We start from the raw sequence: 19,466 nt of genomic DNA on the forward strand, positions 1-19,466 counted from the left end.
ATATTAAGCTTTGGTAGCAATTGTAAATCCTAAAGCTACTAGTCCAATTAAGACTCCTAAGGTCAAGGAAATAGCAATAAACATACTCATAACTAGTAAAAAATGAGCAAAAGCTTCTAAAAAGGAAACATTAAAAACACGCTTTAAAACATAGAATAGATATATAAAGACAAGAAATGATACAACACCAGAAATTAGTAAATAATTAAAGCCAAAACATAAAAAAAGAATGCTCAATACAGCAGTAATTATAATGACTTGCGCATTATAGTAAAGGTTTAAAACTAAATGCTCTGTGAAGTTATATCGTTTTACAGGTTTAATTATTTTGTAAGATAACCATGTTGCTAAAGTATATAAAGGTACCGTACAGATGTATATAATACTTTGGTAGTTATTAATTTCTTCAAGATTTCCTAAGCTAGAATTAAATGGATTGTTTTTACCTCCTGTAGCTTTTTCAAAAGGTTTCATAAAATCCATAGCATGAGCCAAATCATCACTAAAAAAAGTATTCATTAAAAATACTTGAATCCCAACAAGCGTTAAAGAAATAGCAAAGTATTGAATAACATTAATATACTTTTTACGAGTTCCATCAATAAAACCACTAATGACGTTTTCTGGTTGTGTAAAAAGGTGAGTAAATGTTTTGAGAAATTTATTATCAATATTTATGAATTGTAAACTGATATCTTGCCAAAGATTTTTCATTGTAAGACGTTTTCTTACAACTTTTGCACCACAATTAGGACAAAAGTTTATGGTGTCTTTTAAAGCTATTTCACAGTTTTTACAATTCATTTACGTGAGGTCGTTATATAATAGGGCAGTTAAATCTTGTATGGTTTCAAACATCACAAACTCTCCATTTTTTATGTATGAGATTTGACCAGTTTCTTCACTAACTGCAATTGCAACAGCATCAGTCTTTTCAGTAATACCTACTGCAGCACGATGACGCAAACCAAAACGTTGTGGAATATTTTGCTCACTACTAACCGGTAAAATAACACGTGTTGCTTTTACTACATTATTCTCTATAATAATGGCACCATCATGCAACGGACTGTTTTTAAAAAAAATACTTTCAATAATGGGTTGCGTCACTTTAATATTCATGGCATCACCAGTATTGGTCAAAAAGTCAAGATTATTATTGCGCTCTATAACAATGAGCGCACCAGTTTTTGATTGTGACATTTTATCACAGGCATTTACAATAGCATTGATATCGGTTTCTGTTTCTACTTCGGTTTTTAAGAATTTCATTTTCTTGAAAAACTTACCACTACCACTTAAATTGGTAGACCCAACCATTAATAAAAACTTTCGTATTTCGGGTTGAAACACAACAATAAGTGCAATAATCCCAACTTTAATAAAACCATCAAAGATGCGATGCAGCATGTACATGTCTAGAAATTCAGTCACTCTCCAAACGAGATAGATAATGATAATTCCAATAAAAATATTGACAGCAACTGTGCCTTTAACCAATTTATAGACATAGTAAAGTAGAATAGCGACGAGAAAAACGTCGATAAAGTCTATAATTCCAAAATCCCAAAATTTGAATTTTTCCAATGGTTAGTGTGTTTCTGTAAATGTAATAATTATTGGTTAATATATGAATTAGTCATAATCAATAACAATTTCATTTTTGTCGATTGCAAAATCTTCTGATTCTAATTTTAAAATTTGAGATTTAACTGTAATGTAGTCTTGAAAAGTAAGTTTTGGGTTAAACATTAAACATATTTCAATATTTCCATTTTCATTTTTCAATTCATCAAGCTTAGCTCCAAGAGCAGAAATTGTGTTTATTAATTTTATTTCACTTTCGTTCTTGAAGTTATCATCAATAATTATTTTGTCAATTGAATAGAAATGAACTATGATTGTTTTTACATTATCTTTTAGGGAATTATCTAAATTATACGAATCGATTTCGTCTACATAGTACACATCCGTAAACTCCAAAAAACCTAAATTCTTTATACTCGTATCATTACAAGTAAAGTAATTCTTTGCATCTTCATTTTTATGAAGTTCTGCATTTCGCTTTTTGTCTTGTAAGAATTTTATCTTCGGAATAGCTTGAGCAAGTGTCAATCGTTTATCAACATTAACTAACCAATTTGTGGTGATAATCAGGTTTTTTCGATTGATTTCAACGCTATCTTCTTTGGTCTCATCATAAAATAAATAGGCGTGAGACACATCGCGTATTTCGGTGATTTTTGCATTTTCAATTTCAGGGAGTTGTAGAACACGCTCATTTCCGCAGGAAAAAAGAAGGATAAAAATTAGTAGTAGATATAAGTGTTTCATTTTTAATTCATTAGTGAAGTTGTTGGGTTAGTTTAATACATTCCATTGCTTCTTTAACGTCATGAACTCTCAAAATAGTTGCACCTTTTTGCAAGGCTATTGTGTTGAGAATTGTGGTTCCGTTTAGCGCTTCTTCTTGAGAACTATTCAAAGTTTTGTAAATCATAGATTTTCTAGACAATCCGGCGAGAATAGGTAAATCGGTCATTTTTAAAAGCTCAAATTTGTTGAGTAGCTCGAAATTTTGCTCAACCGTTTTTGCAAATCCAAAACCAGGATCAATAATTATATCAACGATACCTAAATCTCTAGCTTCTGCAATACGTTCAGAAAAATAAAAGAGAATATCCTTAACCAAATCATCATAATTGGTAAGGGTTTTCATCGTTTTTGGAGTGCCTTTCATGTGCATCATTATGTAAGGAACTTTTAATTTGGCAACCGTTTTAAGCATATTGTCGTCCAAATGTCCAGCAGAAATATCATTAATCATACAAGCACCAGCTTCAATAGCTTGCTCTGCGACTTGACTTCTAAATGTATCTACGGAAATGAGCGTTTCTGGAAACTCGTTACCAATCAATTCAATAATTGGAATAACTCGTTTTAATTCTTCTTCTACGGAAACATCATCTGCATTTGGTCTAGAACTGTAACCACCAACATCAATAAAGGAAGCGCCTTGATCTATCATGGTTTTTACCTGACTCATGATAGCCGTTTTATTAGTGTAGTTACCACCATCGTAAAAAGAATCTGGTGTGACGTTTAGAATTCCCATAACTTTAGGTTGTGAGAGGTCTATTAATTGACTGTTACAGTTAATGGTTTTACTCAAAGCTATATAGTATGGTTAAAGTTTTCAAATCTGATTAATTTATGCGAAATTTACGGAAATTTAAATGTTTTAAATGCAAGATACTTCAAAACAATATGATGGTGTAATTTCAACATGCCGAAGTCTTTTTATAAATAAAATGAAAGACTACGGAAGCGCTTGGCGAATTCTAAGACTACCATCACTAACCGATCAAATTTTTATTAAAGCACAACGCATTAGAGGTTTACAACAAAACAACGAACGTAAAGTTGATGAAGGCGAAGTTAGCGAGTTTATTGGGATTATCAATTATTGTACAATGGCTTTAATACAATTAGAGAAAGGTGTGGTAGAACAACCAGATTTATCTTTAGAAGAAGCGATTGAGTTGTATGATGATAAAATTGCATTTACAAAACAACTCATGATGGACAAGAACCATGATTATGGAGAAGCTTGGAGAGAGATGCGTGTGAGTAGTTTAACCGATTTGATTTTGCAAAAATTATTACGCGTAAAACAAATTGAAGATAACGCAGGAAAAACATTAGTAAGTGAAGGTATTGATGCCAATTATCAGGATATGATTAATTATTCGGTATTTGCTTTGATTCATTTAGATAATAAATAAATAAATAATAGTTTCTTAAATCACCATAGTACACATGAAAATATTTATCACCATTTCAAGACTTATTGTTGGAAGTTTATTTATCGTTTCTGGTTTAATTAAATGTAATGATACCATAGGTTTTTCATATAAACTGAATGATTATTTTGCTCAAGATGTTTTAAATCTAGAATTTTTAATTCCATATTCATTATTAATCGCAGTCAGTATTTGTGTCGTTGAAATTGTATTAGGTGTCGCAGTTATTTTTGGATTAAAGAGTAAACTGTCATCAACATTAATTTTGTTAATGATGCTGTTTTTTACATGGCTTACTTGGTACACATCTAGTTGCTTAGTAGCTCAAGAAACTGCAGGAAGATTAGGACAAGAGTTCACGCAAAATTGTGTAACAGATTGTGGTTGCTTTGGTGATGCTTTAAAATTAGCACCTAAAGAGTCCTTTTATAAAGATCTCTTTTTGTTGATTTTTACAATCCCATTATTCATTTTTGCTTTTAAAAATAAAATCCAAAAAAATACGAAGACCGAAGATTGGTTTTACATGATAACATCTTTAGTTCTCATCTTCGCGTTTGGAGTTTTAGTCATCGGTTGGTGGTTTACAGTTCTATTTTCAATTGTATTATATGCAGTTGTTTATCTTATAAAAAACAACACTAAAGGCGATTGGTTATCATTGTTAGCTGCTTATGTCATTTGTTTAGGATTCACTTATTATTGCTTAGAAAATTTACCATTAAAAGATTTTAGAGCTTATAAAATAGGCGATAACTTTCAAGAGAATATGACGTTACCTGCAGATGCTCAAAAAGCTGTAACCGATTATATTTGGACATATAAGTTAGACGGAAAAGAGCAAACCATTACAGATAGAGGTCGTGGACCAGAAAAATACGATGAAATTGTTGGTGTTGAAACTATCGTCATTAAAGAAGGTGATGAGCCTAAAATTCAAGATTTCACTATAGAATCTGAAGATGAAGATTTAACGCAACAATTTTTAGAAGTTGAAAAATTAGTCATGATTGTGTCTTACAGTTTAGAGAAATCTGATCCTAACGGGATGAAAGCTCTTAAAGCCATGGCAGACGAAGCTCAGAAAAAAGGGTACACAGTTATTGGTTTAACAGCCTCTGGAGAAGACAAGAAAAAAGAAGTGAAAAATACTTATAATTTAGATTTTGATTTTTATCTCTGTGATGAAAAAGTATTAAAAACGGTTGTGAGATCAAATCCAGGAATTGTTGTTTTAGAAAAAGGAACCGTGACTCAAAAAGTACACTGGAATGATGTTGATGATTTGGAGTTTAAAAACTAGTTTTCAGTCACATACACAGTTTACAGTGTTAAATAATATAAGGGTAAACAAAGTACAGTAGGTACAACTCTACACCAAACAACTCAACAAAGAACAATAAACTGATAAGATACATCCTAAATAAAACCTTTTACGCCTTACTAACCCTTTTAGGAGTTATAACGGTTATATTTTATTTATTCAATATTTTACCTGGAGATCCTGCACAAATGATGCTTGGGCAAAATGAAGACAGTGAGCAAATCGCAGCAGTAAAAGCAAAATACGGATTTGATAAACCCATTTCAACCCAGTATTTGTATTATTTAAATGATTTGTCACCAATCTCATTTCACTCTAAAAAACAGGAGGATTATACATTTTTGAAAGACGGTAAATATTCGGCAACCAATGTGTTTTCCTTCGGAAATGTAACAACCGTAATTAAGTTTCCTTATTTAAGAGAATCCTTTACTAAGCAAGGTAAAAAGGTCTCTCAAGTGATAGGAGAAACATTGCCTAATACAGCAGTTTTAGCAGTCTCAGCAATTGTCATTGCTATTGTTCTTGGTATTTTCTTCGGAATCCTATCTGCGCTTTATAAAGACACTTGGGTTGATAAAACCATTCAAATTTTTAGTACTTTAGGAATGAGTGTGCCTTCATTTTTTAGTGCCATACTTTTCGCATGGTTTTTTGGTTTTGTATTACATAAATATACCAATTTAGAAATGACAGGTAGCTTGTACGAACTCGATGATTTTGGAGAAAAAGTTAATATTCAGTGGAAGAATTTAATACTTCCTGCTATTGTTTTAGGAATTCGTCCCTTGGCAGTTGTCATTCAGTTGATGCGAAATTCATTGTTAGAAGTATTCAATCAAGATTATATTAGAACAGCGAGAGCAAAAGGGCTTAGCGAATTTCAGATTATAAAAAAGCACGCTATAAAAAACGCATTAAATCCAGTGGTTACAGCAATATCAGGTTGGTTTGCATCTATGTTAGCAGGTGCTGTATTTGTAGAGTATATTTTTGGCTGGAACGGATTAGGGAAAGAAATCGTAAACGCATTAAATACACTAGATTTGCCAGTAATTATGGGATCTGTACTAATAATTGCGGTTTTGTTTATTATCATTAATATCTTTGTAGATGTCATTTATGGTTGGCTCGATCCTAAAGTGAAGTTAGAGTAAAACAGAGGAAAAATTCCTTCTCTATTTTAGGGAAGGTGGATTTCAATTTTTTTAAATTGAAAGACGGAAGGGTTAATAGTCAAAAATGAAATTTAGATAATGATTAAAAAAATAATATATATTGCATTCATTTGCCTTTGCATCACAAGTTGCGAAGCACAACCTGAGCCAACACAGTTTTCTCAAGAAGCACTTAATACTACTTTTATAGATCTAGAAAACGAGTCTGTTACATTTCAGAAGATATTAGAAGCCAGTAAAGGCAAAACAGTTTTAATAGACATTTGGGCTAGTTGGTGTAGGGATTGTATTGTAGGTTTACCAGACTTAAAAGCATTACAAGACCAATACAAAGACGTAACTTATGTGTTTTTATCTATGGATAAAACGCAAACGAGCTGGAAAAATAGCATTAAAAAGTATGATATGATTGGAGAGCATTATTTTATGCCTTCAGGTTGGAAAGGGGCTTTTAGTGATTTTGTAGATTTAGATTGGGTACCTAGATATATGGTCATAGATGCAGAAAGTAATATCAAATTATTTAGAGCTATAAAAGCAAGTGATCCAAAAATTAAAGAACATTTATAATATAATTTAAGTTTATTCGGAAACGTAACACACAACACACATGAGAAAACATATTGTAGCAGGTAACTGGAAAATGAATAATGATTTAGCACAAACTGAAACATTAATTTCAGAATTAAAAAAACAAACTAAAACTTCTGATGCAGAAGTGATGATTGCGCCTTCATTTACTAATTTATGGCATACTTTTGAAGCTACTAGACAAGACGATATTGAAGTTGTTGCTCAAAACATGCACTTTGCAGAAAATGGAGCATATACTGGAGAGGTTAGTGCAAGTATGCTAAAAAGCGTTGGTATTCAAACCGTTATTTTAGGACATAGTGAGCGTCGCGCTTATTACAATGAAACAGACGAGTCTTTAGCAAAAAAAGTAGATGCAGCTTTAGCTCATGATATGCGTATAATTTTCTGTTTTGGAGAAGAATTAGCAGATCGCAAAGCAGGAAAAGAGGAGCAAGTTGTGGAATCTCAAATTAAGAATGCTTTATTTCATTTAGAAGCTTCAGCATTTAAAAATATCGTTTTAGCCTATGAGCCTGTTTGGGCAATTGGTACAGGAGAAACTGCAAGTCCAGAGCAAGCGCAAGACATGCACGCATTTATTAGAAAAACTTTAGAAAGTAAATATGGTAACGTTGTTGCAGATGATATGACCATTCTTTATGGTGGTAGTGTAAAACCTGCCAACGCTAAAGAGATTTTTGGTAAGCCAGATGTTGATGGTGGATTAATTGGAGGAGCAGCACTTAAAGCTGAAGATTTTTATACGATTGTAAACGCATTTTAGAAGTAATCGATACATAAATTTTTCTAAGGGTATTCCCTAAGTTTTCAAACTTAGAGAATGCCCTTATGTATTTGGTTTTAATTGTAATTAGCTTGCAGTCAGTTAATTATTAATTAAAATCGATGCTTATGAAATCTTTAAAATTACTCTTTTTTTTATGTGCAACTTCAGTATTTGCACAAATACCTACAAATAATGAATGTGCAAACGCAGAGGTTATTGTAGTATCTACTGGAGCACCACTTTCAATTGCTGCTAATTTTACAGAGGCTACCGAGAGTTTAGATGCATCGTGTAATACTGCAACTTTAGATAATAAAGACTTATGGTATCAATTTGTAATGCCTGTTGATGGCAATGTATTTATCAACGCTGCATCTAGCTTAAATCATTTTACACTTTATAGTACCTGCGGAGGAGCAGAACTAGATTGTAGTAATGATGATACGTCTTTTGGTAATCTAGTAAATGGAAATACTTATCTTTTAAGAACCTCATACCAATTTAATGGTTCGTCATCATTTACAGTTCAAGCTTTTGAGACAGCAGCAAATGATGAATGTGATAATAGAGAGACTATTACTGTAGTAACTTCAAATTATATACAGTATTCAACAGATTCTAGAACTGCTACTGAAAGTATAGATGCTTCCTGTGATAATCCTGAAAATGACAATTTAGATCTTTGGTATGAGTTTGTAATGCCTGTCAATGGACATATTGAAATAAAAGAAGCGCAACAATTTCAACATCAAACCTATTCGTTTTTTGATACCTGTGGAGGAGTAGAATTAGGTTGTGTAAACGATAGAGGTTTTTTTACAAACTTGATAGCTGGAACAACTTATGTTTTTAGAATAGCAGATAGAGAATCTAATGTTGGACCAATTAATTTTAGAATTCAAGCTTTTGAGTATGCTCCAAATGATGAATGTGATGCTTCGGAAACGATACTCGTTGAAACAGCTAATACAAATACATATACAGCAGATTTAAGAACAGCTACAGAAAGTTTAGATGCATCGTGTGAAGATGCAAGTAATAATAATTATGATCTATGGTTTGATTTTGTAATGCCTGTAACTGGTAACCTAAAAATCGAACAACTTACAGGTACAGACAGTGTAACAGTTTACGATGCTTGTGATGGTACAGAGTTATCATGCCAATCAGGATTGCAATTTGTTTCGGGTTTAATTGAAAATACTAATTATCTTTTAAGAATATCATCTACAAGTCTGGCTAATAAATCACCAAGATTTCAAGCATTTCCTATAGCAGTAAATGATGAATGTGAAACTAGCGAAACGATTACAATTGTAACTGATAATTCACTCTCATATCAAGTAGATACTCGTAGAGCAACAGAAACGCTAGATTCGTCTTGCGATACTATTGACGACAATAACTTGGATCTTTGGTATGATTTTGTAATGCCTGTAACAGGGAATATTCAAATTTCTGGTGTTGGTTTTAATTTTAGAACGACGTTATACGACGCATGCTCTGGTAATGAATTAGATTGTATAAATGGTAATGGTATTTATTTTAATTTAGGATTAAACAACAGCTATAAGCTTAGGGTTTCTCAATTACCAAACACTGCTAATTTAAGTAATCTTAATATTCAAGCGTTTGAGAATCTATTTAATGATGATTGTGCTACACCTCAAAATATAACTGTTCCAACTGTAGATTATGCGACGTATTCAACTAATAATGCTGCAGCAACCAATAGCGAAGTTTCAACATGTGAGCCATCTAATGAAACTTTTACAATTCAAGATGTTTGGTATCGTTTTACAATGCCAAACGATAATGATGTTGAAATTGATCATTTAACAGCATCTGTAAATGGGTATTATGCTTTATATGATTCCTGCGGAACTACAGAGATTCAATGTTTAAATAATGATGGGTTTTTTACGAATTTAATAGGCGGAAATGACTACTTCTTAAAAGTCGGAAAGTTATCCTCTCAAACAGGTATAGTGAGTTTTAATATTTCAGCAAAACCAGAAGTATTGAGTATAGAAGGACAAACTTTTGATGGTGTAAAATTGTATCCAAATCCAGTAAAAGATATTTTAAAGATTGATTATTCTGAACAATCAAATTTTGCTACACTTTCGATTTTTGATTTAAATGGAAGATTAGTAAAACGCATCACATCTCAAAATAATACCAATGCTATTGATATTTCAGACTTAACAAGTTCTATTTATATTGTAATTATTGAAATCAATAATAGAAAGCTAATACAGCAAATTATTAAACAGTAATTCATTTTGTATCTTTAAATTATAATTTATTAAATGAAATATCGTAGTTGTGTTTTTGTATTTATCATTTTGATTTCTAATGTGTTATTCGCGTTTCAGGATAATGCGTCAATAAAATTTCAAGATAGTATACGTGTTGAAGTCGTAAAATTATCTGATAGTTTGAGAGCTCAGAAATTTTATAATGCTTCATTCTACGCTTTACAACGTTTAAATGATTTGGAGTTAACTCGAGTTTATGCAGATAGCGCATTACATTATGCTAAAGTATCTGGGTTTAAAGATTCTGAAGCAAAATCACACTTTCAATTTGGATTATTAGAACGTATAGAAGGCAATTATGAAAAAGCGCTAGACCATTTAGATAGAAATATTGCTTATTTCAAAAACGATTCGACATTAATTGCGTATTCACTTTTTCAAGTTGGCGTTATACATCGACGCTTAGGTGATTATGAAAATAGTTTAAAGACGTACACGACCATTCTCAATATTTTTCAGAATAAAAAAGATTCTCTAGCTATTGCGTCAACACTTAATAGTATTGGAAATATTTATGGAGAAATGGAAAAACCAGACGAAGCCATTGCTAATTTCTCTGGTGCTTTAACAATTTTTGAAACTAAAAAAGCACTTCGAGATATTGGTAATGCTCATAAAAATATTGGTAAAATGTATATTCTTAAAAAAGATACGCTTGCTGGTATATCCCATTTAGATAAAGCATTAGCTGTTGCTAAAACCTCTAATGAAGACTATCAAATAGCACTTGTTTTATCTACTTTAGGTAACGTCTATTTAAATTCAGAATTAGATTTAGCATATAATTATCTCAATGAAGCAAAACAGCTTTTTGAAGCTAAAAATTACCAAAGAGAATTAATTCCTATTCAAAGAGATCTTGGTAAATATTATCAAAAAAAATCCGATTATAATGGTGCTATAAAAGCGTTTCAAACCTCTTTAGAACTAGCGCAAGAGTTTAAAGAATCACCTTATTTAAAAGATGCTTATCTAGGGTTATCAGAAACATATAGCCTTACAGGAAATTATAAAAAAGCGTATAATTTTCATGAAAAATATACAATAATAAAGGATTCATTATTTAACTCTGAAAACGTAAAAACCATAAACTTGCTACAAAAGCAGTTTGAAGCAAAGAAAAAAGACAGTGAAATCAGTAAACAGAAATTACAGTTAGAAACTCAAAAAAATGAACTTCAAAAAAAGAATATGCAGTTTAATTACGCTTTAAGTCTCGCTTTTATATTACTACTAATTTCTATAGCGACTTGGCTTGTTTATAAGCAACGTCAAAAGCGGAAAGATCAAGAATTATTGGTGATTAAAAATAAAGCACAAATACATTCTTTAGAATCTTTGATAGAAGGAGAAGAGAAGGAACGACTTAGAATTGCAAAAGAGTTGCACGATGGTGTTAATGGCGATCTTTCTGCTATTAAGCACAAACTCAATACGCTATTAGAATTAAATAATAAAACGATTAAAGAGGCAGTTGTAATGATAGATAAATCTTGTGAACAGGTGAGAGCGATTTCTCATAATTTAGTGCCACCTGCTCTTGAAAACTTTGATTTGGAATCTGCAATTTCAGATTATTGTATCCATATGAATAATATACACAAGCCACAAATAAGGTTTCATTATCTGGGTGACGACCTAAATATATCAAAATTGATGGAAGTTAATATTTTCAGAATTACACAAGAATTAGTCACAAATAGTATAAAACATGCTAAATCATCTGAGATTAATGTACAATTAAGTTTTAGAAATAACACGCTTCAATTAGCGGTTGATGATGATGGTATTGGTTTTGATACAACTGATATGAACTCCAATGGTATTGGGATTTCGAACATAAAAAGTAGAGTTGCATTCTTAAATGGAGAAATTGATTTTGTATCTTCGGAAAGTGGTACATCTATAAATGTTCTCATCGATTTATCTAAATATAATCATGATTAAGATTTCAATAACAGACGATCATTATGTAGTTTTAAAAGGGATAGAATCACTTTTAAAAGATGAAAAACACATTAGTGTTATCTCAATTCACGAGACTGGGAAAGACACTTTGCAAGCTTTTGAAATAGCACAACCTGATATTTTATTCTTAGATATAAATCTGCCAGATATTAATGGTATTGTACTCACTAAAACCATAACAAAATCGTTTCCAAATATTCGTGTTATTGCCTTAACAAACCATGAAGATGTGTCGTTTGTAAAACGTATTCTAGATAATGGTGCGTTTGGCTATTTACTTAAAAATGCTCATAAAGAAGAATTACTTCAAGCCATAGAAACGGTTTCAAAAGGGGAAAGGTATTTGCAAAAAGATATTGAGAAAAAAATATTAAATCAATCTCTTGGTAGAAAAGAATACAGTGCGCTACAACCTAAATTAACACGTCGTGAAATGGAAGTGTTACAAGCAATATCTGAAGAGTTAACAACTCAAGAGATTTCAGAAAAATTATTTATTAGTCCGAAAACTGTTGAAGCTCATCGCATGAACATCATGAGTAAACTGGGTGCGAAAAACAGTGTTGGAATAATTAAAATTGCTCTTGAGAAACAGTTATTATAATCACATTTCAAAAATTCTTACCTTTTGCTTCTCTAAATAGAAGTATTTGAATTTCAATATATACAATAGCGTCATTTTAGCTGGAGTTATCCAAGGTCTTATATTTGGAGCAATTGTATTGTTGTCTAAAAAGTATAGGCATATAAGCGTGTATTTTTTAGTAACCATAATAGTTACCTATTCATTAAATAATCTACAATATTATCTTGTAGATATTGGTTTGATAAACTATGATGAATTTTATAGAAATTATTACTTTCCTTGGGTTGAGCTCACACCTGTTCTATTATATTTCTATGTTGTAAGTTTTCTGTTTCCAGAGAAGAAGATCAATAGAAAAGCAAAATGGCTTTGGTCTCTTTTTGGACTTCATTTTTTAGTTAGTCTACTTTATAAAGTTCTTATAAGAGTTGAGTCCACATCCAAAGACATAGATTATTTAACTGGCAGTTTAAGGTATTACTCAGCATATTATGCAGAGTTAGTAACTGGATTGTTTAGTATTTGTATATTAATTGTTCTGTTTTTTAAGATTAAAAACTATAAAAACTTACACACAGAATTTCTACAAAATTATATTAGGTTAGAATTAAATTGGTTAAAAATAACGTTGTTTCTATTTTTGATATTGACCATATTGAATGTTACTTTGGTTGTAACAGATATGCAATTATTTGAAGATATATCTTATTATCCTGTTTGGATTTTACTAACATTAATTATTTATTGGTTAGGACACATTGGTGTTTATAAATATGGAATTGTTCAAGAACGAAAAAGCATCCGTAAAAACAGAAAAACAGAGAGTTCTGTTAAACAAGAAAGCAAAACAAAACACATTATTATTGAACGTTTAAAACAGTTTCTAGAAGATGAAAAACGGTTTTTAGATTCTTCATTAACACTAGATAAAACTGCTGAAGCATTAGAGCTAAGTCAAGGTCATTTGTCAAAAATTATAAATACAGAATTAGGTATCAGTTTTAAAGATTATATCAATGCCTTGCGTGTCGAAGAAGCAAAAAGCTATTTGAAAGACGAAGATTTTTCAAAATATACCTTAGTTGCTATAGGTCTAGAAGCTGGATTTAATTCTAAATCTGCATTTAACTCTTCTTTTAAAAAAATCACAGGAGAAACACCTTCACAATTCAAACAAAAACATATTAATTAGTCTTATTTTTTCATAATCACATAAAATAGCACGTCTCTATATTGTTTCGTGGTTAGTTTTACTTCTTTATTAATCAGTTAATTATGGAGTTATGAGGCGAGTTTTACTTTCAAGTGTTTTATTATTATTTTCAATTATTTTAAACGCCCAAGGTTGGGGACAAATACAAAAAATTGTACCAGCCGATAGAGAACAAGCAGATTACTTTGGATATGCAGTGACAATGAGTGGAGATTATGCTGTTATAGGTGCACACTGGGATGATGTCACCACAAGTAATATGGGATCTGCCTATGTCTATAAGAAAGATGTTAATGGTAATTGGATAGAACATCAAAATTTAACAGCTCCAGATAAGCGTCAAAATGATCAGTTTGGTTATTCTGTGGCAATTCATGGAAATTATCTTATAGTTGGCGCCATAGGACAAAGTTATAATGCAGCCAATAGTAGCTATATTCAAGCAGCTGGTGCAGCTTACATCTATGAAAAAGACACGAATAATAATTGGAATTTTGTTCAGAAAATAGTGGCTTCAGACAGAGAGTATATTAATCAATTTGGTTACGCAGTAGATTTAAATGGCAATTACGCTATTGTAAGCCCAGTTAGGCATGATTATGATGCATCAGGTAATAATTTTCAAGATGATGCTGGAGCTGTCTATGTATTTGAACGTGATGGAAGTGGTACTTGGAGTGAAGTCCAAAAAATTGTGGCTTCAGATAGAACTGCATTTGATTATTTTGGGCAAACGGGACTTGCAGTAGACGGTAATTACATTGTTGTAGGTTCTGTTGGAGATGACGAAGATGATAATGGTTCTAACTTTCTGTCTAGTGCTGGTTCTGCATATATTTTTGAACGAGATGGAAGTGGTATCTGGAATGAAATACAGAAAATAGTAAATTCTGATAGAGAAGCAGGCGACACTTTTGGAAGAACTGTTACTATTGATGGAAATTATTTAGTTGTTGGTGCAGATTATGAGGATGAAAAAGGAAATGCTGCTGGTGCTGCTTATGTTTTTGAAAAGCAGACTAATGGTACTTGGAATCACTCGCAAAAACTTACTGCGACAAATGGTGCTGCTGACGACCATTTTGGCAGAGATGTAGATATGGATGATAATTATATTATTATTGGTAGTCATTTAAACGATATAGGAAGTCCAGGAGATAATGGTGCAGCCTATATTTTTGAAAACCAAGATGGTGTATGGAATGAAACAGCTTTTATCTATGATGCTTTTAACCAAACAAGTGAATATTTTGGGTATACTGTAGCAATAAGTGGTGATTTTGCTATAGTTGGAGCTTATGAAGATGGTTATGATGAAAACGAAGAAAATGAATTAGTAGGTGCAGGAGCAGCTTTTATATTTGATGCGAATGAGCCTTACACACTAAGTGTTATTGAGAATGATTTAGAAAATACTATTAAAGCTTATCCAAACCCAGTAATCAATAGTCTTACAATTGATTTAGGAAGTTTTCATGAAACAACCCAGATTAAAATTCATAATGTACTTGGGCAAAACATCCTTTCTAAGAATTATACCAATTCAAGAATAATTGAATTAGAGTTTAATTTGTCCAAAGGAATATATTTGGTTGAGGTTAAAGTAAACAATGAAAACACGTCAGTATTAAAAATTGTTAAACATTAATTTCATTTTTTACATGTAACTTTGTAACCTAAACAAGAAGCATGTCAAATACAATATACTTAGGTTACTATTTTAAAGCAAAACCTCTTCAGCCAGCAGTAGAAATCTTAATTGCCGAATTAGGCTACGCAGGATTTGAAAGTTTCGTAGAGACCGAAGAAGGTGTCACAGCCTACATTCAAAAAGAGGAGTGGTACGACACTATACTTGATGATATCCAGATACTAAAATCAGATGAATTTGAAATTTCTTTTTCTTCGGAAGAAATAGAGCAGACCAACTGGAATCAAGAATGGGAGAAGAATTTTAATCCAATAATTGTTGATGATAAATGCTCAGTTCGTGCACCATTTCATGACAAACCAGATACTGAGTTTGATATTATTATAGAACCAAAAATGAGTTTTGGTACAGGTCATCACGAAACGACGCATATGATGATTCAACATATTTTGAAGACTGATTTTGAAGGTAAATCGGTTTTAGATATGGGTTGTGGTACAGGAGTTTTAGCAATTCTTGCTGAAATGAAAGGCGCAAAACCTTTAGATGCTATCGATTATGACAATTGGTGTTACCTCAATAGTTTAGAAAATGTTGAAAGAAATAATTGCAAGCACATTACAGTATTAGAAGGTGATGCGAGTTTATTGCCTGGTAAACACTATGATATTGTTATTGCCAACATAAATAGAAATATTCTACTTAATGATATGGAAACCTATATCGATACATTAAATAAAAATGGAATGCTATTCTTAAGCGGTTTTTATAGTGATGATATTCCAGTGATTAAAGCAGAATGTGAAAAACATAATTTAGTTCTCGTAGATACTTTAGAACGAAATAACTGGGTAGCTTTAAAATTTAAAAAATAAGAATAGTTCAATAAAAATTTATTTATCCGACGAATTACTCAATATTTTAACATAAAAAATTAAAACATTACTAAAATTACGATTTTCCCGTAATTTTTTTGTTTTTATAATGTATATCTTTGAAATGATAATTATCATGGTTTAAATTGAAATAATTGTAAGAAAATATTCTATTTTAATTTAGGCTTCCCCTACTTACTCGCTTATTAAATATTAACTTAATTTACTCAAAAATGAAAAATTTTAAATTTTTGACCTTAGCTGGTCTATGCCTAATGTTTTGTATTCAATCTTGTCAAAAAGAAAGTGTGACAGATGATGTTTCTAATTTGAATGAGGATATCATTATCAATATGAACAACATAGAAAATAGAACCTTAGTCAATGATACTGATTTATTAAATGCAATATATACCTTAGATATTGATGTAGGATTAGTTTCTATAGGAGATTTTCACTTACCAGATGGAACTATAGAAGAACGAATTTATATTGGTAGTGACATCACTTTTACTAGAGACGAGCTAAACGCGTTAATAGGTATTGGTTCAGGATTAGATCGTCAATATAGAACGTTTAATTTGGTAACTGGTAACAATCAATCTATTAATATCTTGGGTTACACAGGAGGCAGCCAAGCATTATCAAGTAAAGCACAAACTGCTTTAACTAGGGCAGTTGCTAATTATAATAACATTAGTAATATGACACTAGACTTTAATTTGTCGTTTGGTACTAATTATGAAGCAGCAGATATGGTGGTGTATGATAACTCTATCAATAATTCAGGTAATGGAGGAGTTGCCGGTTTTCCAAACTCAAGTGGACAGCCAAATAAGTTTGTTCAGATTTATGGTATAGAGCAATTCTCAACTAATGTAAATGAACATGTAATTACTCATGAGATTGGTCACTCTATAGGATTTAGACATTCAGACTGGTTTGATCGTTTAAGTTGCCCTGCATCTAGCCAAGGTAATGAAGGTACAGGAGCTGATGGAGCAGTACATATATCTGGAACTCCAACAGGAAGAGATTTAAGCTCAGTAATGCAAGCTTGTTTTTCTACAAGTGTAAGCGGTAATTTTAATAGCAATGATATTACTGCTTTGAATTCTATGTATCCAGCTAGTTCAGGTAGTATTTGTGATGGTGTTTCTGAATGGCAAAGTGGAACAAGTTATAGTGTTGGTCAACGTGTTACTTATTTTGGTAACCTTTATGAGCGCACAAATAGTGGTTGGACTTTGATAGGACCATGCAACTAGATATGTTATTTTTTTATACAAAACTGCTAATAATGCATTAAATATGAAGTATTAATAGAAGTATTACAATAATTTTGAAAGACTTTTGTTCTATGAGCAGAAGTCTTTTTTTATTGAAGAGATTTTTTTAAATTTACAATTATTAAAGACCAACCTCATTAAATACATTGCTATGCACCAAATAATGAGTACCAAAGAAAAAGCAAAAGAAGAACATCTAGTTGATACATTAGAGCAACCTCTAAATGAGATTGTTGTATATAATGATGATGTTAATACATTTGATCATGTTATAGATACCTTAATCTATGCATGCGACCACACACCAGAACAGGCAGAACAATGTTCAATTATAGTGCACTATAAAGGACAATGTACAGTTAAAACTGGCGAATATAAAGAGTTAGAACCTCGATGCTCAATGCTTTTAGAAGCAGGATTGAGTGCTGAGATTATTTAAAATTTATGGTTAAAGTGTTGACGGACAAACAAAATCTGTCGTTGGTAAATCTGTGTTTTTAATAGCTCCAAAACCACCAGCAATATCTACAAGATTATGGAATCCTCTAGCTTTTAAAATGGAAGCTGCAATCACACTTCTATAACCACCTGCACAATGAATATGATACGTTTTATCTTTAGTAACGTCATTCATTTGCTCATTAATTAAATCTAATGCAAAATGTTGAGCGTCTTCTAAGTGAGAACTAGTGTATTCACCATTATTTCTTACGTCTAAGATGTTAATGTCTCCATTTTTAACTCGGTTTGCAAATTCATCTGCAGATATCGATTCTAAGGTATCAATGTCTTTTCCTGCGGAAATCCAAGCCTTAACACCACCTTCTAAATATCCTAAAGTATTGTCATAACCAACACGAGACAAACGTGTCACTGCTTCTTGACTTTTGCCTTCTGGAACTACTAAGAGTATTGGTTGCTTGATGTCTTTAATTAAAGCGCCAACCCAAGGTGCAAATCCACCATTTAAACCAATAAATATAGAATTCGGAATATGGCTTTTAATAAAATCACTTTGAGTTCTTACGTCAAGTACTAAAGCCTCTTCGTGATTTGCCATAGCTTCAAAATCTTCAGGAGATAAAGCAATGTTTCCAGTTTTTAAAACGGTATCAAAAGAGTCATATCCTGTTTTATTAAGCATGGCGTTTTTGGCAAAATATTGAGGAGGTGGAGCAATACCATCCAATACTTCTTTTACAAATTCTGCTTTGGTCATATCTGATCTTAAAGCGTAATTAGTTTTCTTTTGATTGCCAATTGTTCCTACGGTTTCTTTACTTAGGTTTTTTCCGCAGGCAGAACCAGCACCATGAGCTGGATAAACGATAACATCGTCTGCAAGAGGCATAATTTTATTCCGAAGAGAATCAAATAGCATTCCTGCTAAGTCTTCTTTTGTTAAATCAGATTTTATAGCCAAATCTGGTCGCCCAACATCACCTAAAAATAAAGTATCACCAGAAAAAATGGCATGATTTTTACCGTTTTCATCAATTAATAAATAGGTTGTAGATTCTAAAGTGTGACCAGGTGTGTGTAATGCTTTAATAGTTATACTTCCTATTTTGAATTCTTCATTGTCTTTTGCTGAATGAATCTCATAAGAAGTTTCCGCACCTGGACCATAAATGATTGTTGCGCCAGTTTTTTTAGCTAAATCAACATGTCCTGATACAAAATCTGCATGAAAATGTGTTTCAAAAATATACTTGATTTTAGCATTATCCTTAGCTGCTTTATCAATATATGATTGTGTTTCACGTAGCGGATCAATGATTGCTACTTCACCATTAGATTCTATATAATATGCACCTTGTGCTAAACAGCTTGTATATAATTGTTCTATTTTCATAGTGAAATGTTTATTTCTCCAAACTAAGGAGGTATTTATG

18 protein-coding genes are annotated in these 19,466 nt (G+C 31.7%); 13 read left to right on the forward strand and 5 right to left on the reverse strand.

Annotated elements, in window-relative coordinates; all coding sequences use genetic code 11:
* Positions 1-3: 3 nt before the first annotated feature.
* The 4 genes from WNY78_RS16550 to folP are packed head-to-tail and all read right to left on the reverse strand — an operon-like array spanning position 4 to position 3,115.
* On the reverse strand, positions 4-804 hold the full coding sequence (locus WNY78_RS16550) for a DUF3667 domain-containing protein (RefSeq protein ID WP_342874333.1): 801 nt from the start codon (positions 802-804) through the stop codon (positions 4-6).
* Positions 805-1,587, reverse strand: a complete 783-nt coding sequence (gene cdaA, locus WNY78_RS16555) for a diadenylate cyclase CdaA (protein ID WP_342874334.1) — start codon at positions 1,585-1,587, stop codon at positions 805-807. It abuts the gene before it with no gap.
* A 48-nt stretch (positions 1,588-1,635) separates the two neighbouring features.
* The gene (locus WNY78_RS16560) at positions 1,636-2,334 is read right to left on the reverse strand and encodes a hypothetical protein (RefSeq protein WP_342874335.1); all 699 of its coding nucleotides are present in this window, start codon (positions 2,332-2,334) and stop codon (positions 1,636-1,638) included.
* Between the two features lie 10 nt (positions 2,335-2,344).
* Complete coding sequence (gene folP / locus WNY78_RS16565) at positions 2,345-3,115, reverse strand: dihydropteroate synthase (protein WP_342874446.1); 771 nt, start codon at positions 3,113-3,115, stop codon at positions 2,345-2,347.
* Between the two features lie 130 nt (positions 3,116-3,245).
* Between folP and WNY78_RS16570 the strand changes: the two genes are divergently transcribed.
* The 13 genes from WNY78_RS16570 to WNY78_RS16630 all read left to right on the forward strand — a co-directional run bounded on the left by WNY78_RS16570 (position 3,246) and on the right by WNY78_RS16630 (position 18,010).
* On the forward strand, positions 3,246-3,785 hold the full coding sequence (locus WNY78_RS16570; RefSeq protein ID WP_342874336.1) for a DUF1599 domain-containing protein: 540 nt from the start codon (positions 3,246-3,248) through the stop codon (positions 3,783-3,785).
* Positions 3,786-3,819: 34 nt separating this feature from the next.
* Positions 3,820-5,106, forward strand: a complete 1,287-nt coding sequence (locus WNY78_RS16575) for a DoxX family protein (protein ID WP_342874337.1) — start codon at positions 3,820-3,822, stop codon at positions 5,104-5,106.
* A 101-nt stretch (positions 5,107-5,207) separates the two neighbouring features.
* On the forward strand, positions 5,208-6,284 hold the full coding sequence (locus WNY78_RS16580; RefSeq protein ID WP_342874447.1) for an ABC transporter permease: 1,077 nt from the start codon (positions 5,208-5,210) through the stop codon (positions 6,282-6,284).
* A gap of 99 nt (positions 6,285-6,383) precedes the next feature.
* The gene (locus WNY78_RS16585; RefSeq protein ID WP_342874338.1) at positions 6,384-6,875 is read left to right on the forward strand and encodes a TlpA disulfide reductase family protein; all 492 of its coding nucleotides are present in this window, start codon (positions 6,384-6,386) and stop codon (positions 6,873-6,875) included.
* Positions 6,876-6,915: 40 nt separating this feature from the next.
* The gene (tpiA, locus tag WNY78_RS16590; RefSeq protein ID WP_342874339.1) at positions 6,916-7,665 is read left to right on the forward strand and encodes a triose-phosphate isomerase; all 750 of its coding nucleotides are present in this window, start codon (positions 6,916-6,918) and stop codon (positions 7,663-7,665) included.
* Between the two features lie 128 nt (positions 7,666-7,793).
* Entirely contained in the window at positions 7,794-9,947 is a 2,154-nt protein-coding gene (locus WNY78_RS16595; RefSeq protein WP_342874340.1) for a T9SS type A sorting domain-containing protein, read from the forward strand.
* 33 nt (positions 9,948-9,980) lie between these two features.
* A complete protein-coding gene (locus tag WNY78_RS16600; protein WP_342874341.1) occupies positions 9,981-11,936 on the forward strand; it encodes a tetratricopeptide repeat protein in 1,956 nt (651 codons plus the stop codon).
* Complete coding sequence (locus WNY78_RS16605) at positions 11,929-12,561, forward strand: response regulator transcription factor (RefSeq protein WP_342874342.1); 633 nt, start codon at positions 11,929-11,931, stop codon at positions 12,559-12,561. Before WNY78_RS16600 ends, WNY78_RS16605 begins: the two co-directional genes overlap by 8 nt.
* Before the next feature lie 46 nt (positions 12,562-12,607).
* A complete protein-coding gene (locus WNY78_RS16610; RefSeq protein ID WP_342874343.1) occupies positions 12,608-13,735 on the forward strand; it encodes an AraC family transcriptional regulator in 1,128 nt (375 codons plus the stop codon).
* A 91-nt stretch (positions 13,736-13,826) separates the two neighbouring features.
* Positions 13,827-15,404: a T9SS type A sorting domain-containing protein gene (locus WNY78_RS16615; protein WP_342874344.1), complete on the forward strand. Its 1,578-nt coding sequence runs from the start codon at positions 13,827-13,829 to the stop codon at positions 15,402-15,404.
* Positions 15,405-15,445: 41 nt separating this feature from the next.
* Positions 15,446-16,282 carry a 50S ribosomal protein L11 methyltransferase gene (prmA, locus tag WNY78_RS16620; protein ID WP_342874345.1) on the forward strand — a complete coding sequence of 279 codons (837 nt, stop codon included), beginning with the start codon at positions 15,446-15,448 and terminating at the stop codon, positions 16,280-16,282.
* Between the two features lie 233 nt (positions 16,283-16,515).
* Positions 16,516-17,550, forward strand: coding sequence for a M57 family metalloprotease (locus WNY78_RS16625; protein ID WP_342874346.1), 1,035 nt, complete (start codon positions 16,516-16,518; stop codon positions 17,548-17,550).
* A 184-nt stretch (positions 17,551-17,734) separates the two neighbouring features.
* On the forward strand, positions 17,735-18,010 hold the full coding sequence (locus WNY78_RS16630) for an ATP-dependent Clp protease adaptor ClpS (RefSeq protein ID WP_342874347.1): 276 nt from the start codon (positions 17,735-17,737) through the stop codon (positions 18,008-18,010).
* Positions 18,011-18,019: 9 nt separating this feature from the next.
* On the opposite strand, the gene WNY78_RS16635 is transcribed toward WNY78_RS16630, so the two are convergent.
* Positions 18,020-19,426, reverse strand: coding sequence for an MBL fold metallo-hydrolase (locus WNY78_RS16635; protein ID WP_342874348.1), 1,407 nt, complete (start codon positions 19,424-19,426; stop codon positions 18,020-18,022).
* Positions 19,427-19,466 lie beyond the last annotated feature (40 nt).

This window comes from Psychroserpens sp. AS72 (genome assembly GCF_038900375.1).
Lineage (GTDB): Bacteria > Bacteroidota > Bacteroidia > Flavobacteriales > Flavobacteriaceae > Psychroserpens.

Bases quoted from the DNA above. Each gene is read 5' to 3' on its own strand.
- WNY78_RS16635 (WP_342874348.1), bottom strand. From the start codon at position 19,426: ATGAAAATAGAACAATTATATACAAGCTGTTTAGCACAAGGTGCATAT.
- WNY78_RS16585 (WP_342874338.1), top strand. From the start codon at position 6,384: ATGATTAAAAAAATAATATATATTGCATTCATTTGCCTTTGCATCACA.
- WNY78_RS16570 (WP_342874336.1), top strand. From the start codon at position 3,246: ATGCAAGATACTTCAAAACAATATGATGGTGTAATTTCAACATGCCGA.
- WNY78_RS16560 (WP_342874335.1), bottom strand. From the start codon at position 2,334: ATGAAACACTTATATCTACTACTAATTTTTATCCTTCTTTTTTCCTGC.
- WNY78_RS16615 (WP_342874344.1), top strand. From the start codon at position 13,827: ATGAGGCGAGTTTTACTTTCAAGTGTTTTATTATTATTTTCAATTATT.
- tpiA (WP_342874339.1), top strand. From the start codon at position 6,916: ATGAGAAAACATATTGTAGCAGGTAACTGGAAAATGAATAATGATTTA.
- WNY78_RS16595 (WP_342874340.1), top strand. From the start codon at position 7,794: ATGAAATCTTTAAAATTACTCTTTTTTTTATGTGCAACTTCAGTATTT.
- WNY78_RS16625 (WP_342874346.1), top strand. From the start codon at position 16,516: ATGAAAAATTTTAAATTTTTGACCTTAGCTGGTCTATGCCTAATGTTT.
- WNY78_RS16600 (WP_342874341.1), top strand. From the start codon at position 9,981: ATGAAATATCGTAGTTGTGTTTTTGTATTTATCATTTTGATTTCTAAT.
- WNY78_RS16550 (WP_342874333.1), bottom strand. From the start codon at position 804: ATGAATTGTAAAAACTGTGAAATAGCTTTAAAAGACACCATAAACTTT.
- WNY78_RS16630 (WP_342874347.1), top strand. From the start codon at position 17,735: ATGAGTACCAAAGAAAAAGCAAAAGAAGAACATCTAGTTGATACATTA.
- folP (WP_342874446.1), bottom strand. From the start codon at position 3,115: ATGGGAATTCTAAACGTCACACCAGATTCTTTTTACGATGGTGGTAAC.
- WNY78_RS16575 (WP_342874337.1), top strand. From the start codon at position 3,820: ATGAAAATATTTATCACCATTTCAAGACTTATTGTTGGAAGTTTATTT.
- WNY78_RS16605 (WP_342874342.1), top strand. From the start codon at position 11,929: ATGATTAAGATTTCAATAACAGACGATCATTATGTAGTTTTAAAAGGG.
- prmA (WP_342874345.1), top strand. From the start codon at position 15,446: ATGTCAAATACAATATACTTAGGTTACTATTTTAAAGCAAAACCTCTT.